Raw genomic sequence first — 439 nt, 5'->3', positions numbered from 1 at the left:
TGGCTGATGCCGCTTTCACCTTTCTTGTGCTGCGCTGTCACTGTGATCAGCGGCACCGGCGTATAGCTCAGCCCGAGATTCATCGCCACCGGATTGTGGTACCCGGTGCCCGAATGAAAAAGATCTACCTGGTCGCCAAAATACTGATCCACACTGATGCTGGTATTGAGGTGTTGGTAAAATGGCATGCGCATTTGCGCGGTCAGATCATAGCAGCGGGCCATCCGTTGTTGCTGGGTTACAGAGCGCTCCTGCCAGGATGAAAACGGCTGATAATAGTTAGCAGATAAGCGCAAATTTTTGACCCATACTTCTGCACCGAGACCTCCCCGGGGCAGATTTTCATCCAGTAGGTTGTCATAAAATGTGTTGTAACACAGTTACCAACCGTCACGTAACCAGCGCTGCACAATCTCCGAATTACTGCCCAGACCTTCAT

Annotated in this window: 1 pseudogene; it reads right to left on the bottom strand. The window is 51.3% G+C overall.

The window, feature by feature from the left end:
- Positions 1-439 (bottom strand): annotated as a pseudogene (locus ACU8YC_RS27985) (inverse autotransporter beta domain-containing protein); the annotation flags it as partial.

The organism is Citrobacter sp. VF227 (assembly GCF_052950715.1).
The sequence above is the reverse complement of the archived record's forward strand: the minus strand, read 5'-3'. Positions and strand labels throughout refer to the sequence as shown.